At 73.7% G+C, this 5,695-nt stretch carries 6 protein-coding genes; all 6 read right to left on the reverse strand.

Going from position 1 to position 5,695, the window contains the following annotated elements; translation table 11 throughout:
• Positions 1–326: 326 nt before the first annotated feature.
• The gene (locus JWR81_RS15595) at positions 327–818 is read right to left on the reverse strand and encodes a PH domain-containing protein (protein ID WP_297652256.1); all 492 of its coding nucleotides are present in this window, start codon (positions 816–818) and stop codon (positions 327–329) included.
• Complete coding sequence (ribH, locus tag JWR81_RS15600; RefSeq protein WP_297652259.1) at positions 815–1,312, reverse strand: 6,7-dimethyl-8-ribityllumazine synthase; 498 nt, start codon at positions 1,310–1,312, stop codon at positions 815–817. The genes JWR81_RS15595 and ribH overlap by 4 nt, the downstream gene beginning before the upstream one ends.
• Before the next feature lie 151 nt (positions 1,313–1,463).
• On the reverse strand, positions 1,464–2,711 hold the full coding sequence (locus JWR81_RS15605) for a bifunctional 3,4-dihydroxy-2-butanone-4-phosphate synthase/GTP cyclohydrolase II (RefSeq protein WP_297652270.1): 1,248 nt from the start codon (positions 2,709–2,711) through the stop codon (positions 1,464–1,466).
• 95 nt (positions 2,712–2,806) lie between these two features.
• Positions 2,807–3,457, reverse strand: a complete 651-nt coding sequence (locus tag JWR81_RS15610; protein ID WP_297652262.1) for a riboflavin synthase — start codon at positions 3,455–3,457, stop codon at positions 2,807–2,809.
• A 113-nt stretch (positions 3,458–3,570) separates the two neighbouring features.
• A complete protein-coding gene (rpe, locus tag JWR81_RS15615) occupies positions 3,571–4,257 on the reverse strand; it encodes a ribulose-phosphate 3-epimerase (protein WP_297652264.1) in 687 nt (228 codons plus the stop codon).
• A 33-nt stretch (positions 4,258–4,290) separates the two neighbouring features.
• The coding region (locus tag JWR81_RS15620) for a transcription antitermination factor NusB (protein ID WP_297652267.1) at positions 4,291–5,695 on the reverse strand (1,405 nt) is incomplete at its 5' end.

Below are 5,695 nucleotides of genomic sequence, written 5' to 3' on the forward strand. Positions count from 1 at the left end.
GACGAGGTCACCAGGCGGTTGCGGAGCACGATGTCGCCGAGGCGGACGCTCTCGTCGGTTCCGGGGGTCACCTGTTCGCTGGCACGGATCTCACGGCTACGGAGCACGCTCCCGATGCTACGTGCGGTCCGGTGGGGTCAGCCGCCGTGCCCGTGCGGAGCGTCGGGCAGCGGAGCCCACGGCCGGTCCGTCCACCAGGGGTGGAAGGCCGGCCTGTCCGCCGACACCCGGTCCGGGAATCGCGCGGCCCGCTTCTGCCGGAACGCCGTCACACCTTCGGCGGCGTCACCGGAGCGGCCGCGCTCGATGATCGCCCCGAGTCCGGGTCAGGTGGTGCCGGTGGAGCCTGCCGACCGCGCCGCGGCGTGCAAGGCGCGCACCCGGCGGATCCCGTCCACCGCGCGGGTGCCGTCCACCGCCTGGATCGCGAGCACCGGCATGTACTCGTCGTCGGGCAGGTCGAGGCGGGCCCACGACGCCCCGTCGGGGAACGCGATGTGCTCCACGACCTCCCACGAGTAGTACCTGCTGAGCAGGAAGTTGCGCACCTCGAGGCCCTCGGCGTCGGCCACCACCCGCGGGCGCGCCAGCAGGAGCACGCCACCGGCGATGAACAGGCCCATCAGCAGGAGCGCCACCTGGTCGGCGAAGCGGAAGAACACGCCCGTGGCGGTGTTGCGCAGCACGAGTGCGATCACCACGAACAGCACCACGATCACCACGGAGCCGATCCAGGAGGCGATCACCGCCTTGCGGGGCCGCACCACCACCCGCACGCCGGTGGCCGTGGTGCCCTTCCCCGCTCCGGTGTCAATCATGACCCGTCCCCCGTCGCGCTCGCCCGCAGCCCGCGCAGCACGAGCGCCGTGTGCAGTGCCGCGAGGCAGGCCTCGGCGCCCTTGTCCTCGGCCGAGCCCGGCACGCCGGAGCGGTCCACGGCCTGCTCGCGGGTGTCGCAGGTCAGCACGCCGTTGCCCACCGGGGTGCGCTCGTCGAGCGACACCCGGGTGAGCCCGGCGGTCACCGCGTCGCAGACGTACTCGAAGTGCGGCGTGCCGCCGCGGATCACCACGCCGAGCGCCACCACAGCGTCATGGGTGGTCGCGAGCTCCTGGCACACCACCGACAGCTCGAGGGTGCCGGGCACCCGCGCCACGGTGGGCTCGGGCAGGCCGGCCTCCTTCGCAGTGGCGAGCGCGCGTTCCAGGAGAACGTCCACGATCTCCGCGTGCCAGGTGGCCGCCGCCACCGCCAGCCGCAGCCCGGAGGCGTCGGGCGCCTGCCCGTGCTCCGGCCGTCCCTCGCCGCTCATGCCCGGCCCGCCGCAGATCGCTCCGTCATGCCGCCATCATCGCGCGGCGCCCGGTCATGCCGCACAGCGCCATCGCGCGGCGCCCGGTCATGCCGCACGACGCCATCCCGCGCCGCCGTCCCGCGCCGCACAGTCGTGCCGTGCCGCGCCGTCACGAACCGGCGCCACCGGCAACGCCGGGCCCGCCGTCGCCGAGATCGGGCAGGTCGTGCCCCATGCGGTCGCGCTTGGTGCGCAGGTAGCGCAGGTTCTCCGGGCTCGCCCGCACCGGCAGCGGCTCGCGGCCGAGGATGGTGAGGCCGTAGCCCTCCAGGCCGGCGCGCTTGTCGGGGTTGTTGGTGAGCAGCCGCATCGACTTCACGCCGAGGTCCGCGAGGATCTGGGCGCCGATGCCGTAGTCGCGCGCGTCGGCGGGCAGGCCCAGCGCGAGGTTGGCGTCCACCGTGTCGGCGCCGGCCTCCTGCAGCTGGTAGGCCTGCAGCTTGTGCAGCAGGCCGATGCCCCGGCCCTCGTGCCCGCGCATGTAGAGCACGATGCCACGGCCCTCCGCGGCCACCGCCGCGAGGGCGGCGTCGAGCTGTGGGCCGCAGTCGCAGCGCAGCGAGCCCAGCACGTCGCCGGTGAGGCACTCGGAGTGCACGCGTACCAGCACGTCCTCGCCGGTGCTCTCGGGCTGGGCCAGGTCGCCGAGCACCATCGCGATGTGCTCGATGCCGTCGAGCAGTGAGTCGTAGCCGTAGGCGATGAAGTCGCCGTGCGCGGTGGGGATGCGGGCCTGCGCCACGCGCACCACGTGCTTCTCGAAGCGGCGGCGGTAGGCGATGAGGTCGGCGATGGTGATCAACGTGAGGTCGTGGTCGGCGGCGAACACCGCGAGCTCGTCGCCGCGGGCCATCTCGCCCTCGTCCTTCTGCGACACGATCTCGCAGAGCGCCCCCGCGGGCGACAGCCCGGCGAGGCGGGCCAGGTCCACGGCCGCCTCGGTGTGGCCGGGACGGCGCAGCACGCCGCCCTCACGCGCACGGAGCGGCAGAACATGGCCGGGCCGCACGAAGTCACCGGCATCCGCGGTGGCGTCGGCGAGCAGCCGGATGGTGTGGGCCCGGTCCGATGCGGAGATGCCGGTGGTCACACCGGCCTTCGCGTCCACGGTCACGGTGAACGCCGTGCGGAAGTTGTCGGTGTTGGTGTGGTGCATGGGCGGCAGATCGAGCCGGTCGCACTCGCTCTCGGTGAGCGCCACGCAGATGTAGCCGGAGGTGAACCGCACCGTGAACGACACCAGCTCGGGCGTCGCCATCTCGGCGGCGAAGATCAGGTCGCCCTCGTTCTCGCGGTCCTCGTCGTCCACCACCACCACGGCCTTGCCGGCCTTCAGGTCGGCGAGGGCACGCTCGATGGCCTCGAAGCCGCCGGGTGACGCCCCGGCGACACCGCCCCGGGCTACACCACGCGGAACGACACCGCTCGCAGCACCCTGCACTGGTCCACCGTTCACGAGAGCCGGTCCTCCTCGTCAGCCGCGGTGTGCGATCCCGTTCGGGCGAGGTATCCCGCGGCCAGCTTCTCGACGTACTTCGCCACGACGTCGACCTCGATGTTGACGGTATCCCCGGGTTGGCGGATCCCGAGTGTGGTGTGTGCCAATGTGGTCGGGATCAAGGCCACCGTGAACGTGTCACTCGTCACCCCGGCCACGGTCAGCGACACCCCATCCACCGTGATGGAGCCCTTCTCCACCACGTAGCGGGCGAGGTCGGGCGCGAGGCTGAACACGAGCTCGTCGCTGCGTTCGGCCGGGTTGCGCCGCAGCAGCGTCGCCACGCCGTCGACGTGGCCCTGCACGATGTGGCCGCCGAGGCGCCCGCCCGCGGGCATGGCGCGCTCCAGGTTCACCCGGGCGCCCTCCACCACGGCCGCCAGGCTGGAGCGCTTGAGCGTCTCGGGCACCAGCTCCACGGTGAACGTGCCGTCGGTGCTGCCCGCCGGGTCGATCACGGTCAGACACACGCCGTTGACGGCGATGGAGTCGCCGTGCGCGGCGTCGGAGGTCACCGTCCGGCCGAGCACGGTGAACACCACCACCTCGGCGCTCTCGCGTACCGCGAGCACCTCGCCGATCTCCTCCACTATCCCCGTGAACATGTCCCTCGGTCCTTCCGGTGCGCGCCCGTCCGGGGCCCGCACAGCGCATCATCCGTCTTCTGCAACCGCGGCGCCCGTCCGATCGTTCCCGGCCGCGGATCATGGTCAGCGCGTCACAGGGACCATCCGCGGTCCGGTGTGGCCTCTAGCACCTTCCGGCGCAGGGCGCGCACCGCTCGCCCGGGGTCCTCGGCGCCGTACACGGCCGACCCGGCCACGAAGCAGTCCACGCCCGCCTCCGCGGCGGCCTCGATGGTGTCGGCGTTGATACCGCCGTCGATCTCCACCAGCAGCCGCAGGTGTCCGGTGTCCACCATGCGGCGCACGGCCCGCACCTTGTCGAGCACCTCCGGCATGAAGCTCTGGCCGCCGAAGCCCGGCTCCACGCTCATCACCAGCAGCGTGTCGTAGTGCCGCAGGGTTTCCAGGTGGGGTTCGAGGGGTGTCCCGGGCTTGACCGACAGGCCCGCCTTCGCCCCGGCGGCCCGCAGGTCCCTCGCCAGCGCCACCGGGTCGCGGGCGGCCTCCACGTGCACGGTCACGTTGTAGGCGCCCGCCTCCGCGTAGCCGATCGCCCAGCGGTCCGGGTCGTCGATCATGAGGTGGCAGTCGATCGGCACCACGGTGGCCCTGAGCAGCGACTGCACCACGGGCAGGCCGAGAGTCAGGTTCGGCACGAAATGCGCGTCCATGACGTCGACGTGCAGCCAGTCGGCCCCCTCACCGGGCGGGCCCGTCACGGCGTCCGCCTCGTCGGCGAGACGCGCGAAGTCGGCCGACAGCAGGCTCGGAGCGATCATCGGAAGCACCCGGGGAAGGTTACCCCCGGCGACTCAGGGCCTCCGCCGCAGCAGGCCGAGGAACATCGCGTCGGTGCCGTGCCGGTGTGGCCACAGCTGCACCGTGGGGCCGTCGCCGAGCTGCGGCACGCCCGGCAGGTACTCGCGCGCGTCGAGCAGCTCCACGTCCGGGTGCTTGCGTACCACGCCGGTGAGCACGCCCACGGTCTCCGCCAGGTGCGGGGAACACGTCACGTACGCCACCACCCCGCCGGGGCGCACGTGCCGCAGCGCCGCGGTGAGCAGCTCGCGCTGCAGCTTGGACAGCGCCGAGACGTCCTCGGGGCGCCGCCGCCACCGCGCCTCCGGCCGGCGTCGGAGTGCTCCGAGGCCCGTGCAGGGAGCGTCGACGAGCACGCGGTCGAACGCGCCGTCGGGCAGCGGGGCCTCACGGCCGTCGGCCGTGTGCACCGTCACCGGGAGGTCCTTGGTGACCCGGCGCACCAGATCGGCGCGGTGCTCGCTCGACTCCACCGCGTCCAGCTCCCCGCCGTCGAGCGAGAGCAGGCCGCCGAGGAGGACGGCCTTGCCGCCGGGGCCCGCGCACAGATCGAGCCAGCGCTCGCCGTCCCCGTCGTACACCGACTCACCGAGCAGCGTGGCCCGCGAGAGCGCGAGCGCCACGAGCTGGCTGCCCTCGTCCTGCACCACGGCGAGGTCCTCGGCCACGGCGTCGAGGTCGCCGATGTCGCCGCTGCCGGGCTCGAGATGCACGCCGTAGGGCGAGTAGGACGCCTCCTCGCCACCGGTCACGAGCGCGAGCTCCGCGGCGGTGATCTCCCCCGGGCGCGCCAGCAGGTGCACCAGCGGCCGGGCGTCGTCGGCGGCGAGCGCGTCGTCCAGCTCGCCGGCGGCACCGGCCCCGAGCGCGTCGGCGAAGGCCTGCGCGATCCACCGCGGGTGCGCGTGGGCGAAGGCGGCATGGCCGAGCGGGTCCTCCTCCACCGGGGGCGCCAGCTGCGCCACCCACGCGGCCTCGTCCTGCTGCCCGACCTTGCGCAGCACCGCGTTGACGAACCCGGCGGCACGGCTGCCGGCCTCCACACGCACCAGCTCCACCGTGGTGTCCACGGCGGCGTGCGGCGGGATGCGGGTGCGCAGCAGCTGGTAGGCGCCCAGCCGCAGCGCGTCGAGCAGCGTGGGCTCCACCCGGATCAGCGGGCGGTCCACACACGCCTCGATCACCGCGTCGAGCAGGCCGCGGGCGCGCAGCGTGCCGTAGCCCAGCTCGGTGGTCAGCGCGGCGTCGCGGTCGTGGAGGCGGTGCCGGCGCATGATCGCGGGCAGGGCGAGGTTGGCGTAAGCGTCGCGCACCCGCACGGCGGTGAGCAGCTCCAGTGCGGCCTGCCGCGACGGGTCGAGCTCGGGCGGGCGCGGAGGCCCCGCGCGGCCGCGGGGC

Origin of the sequence: Pseudonocardia sp. (assembly GCF_025965585.1) — a bacterium.
In the GTDB taxonomy this organism is placed as follows: Bacteria; Actinomycetota; Actinomycetes; order Mycobacteriales; family Pseudonocardiaceae; genus Pseudonocardia.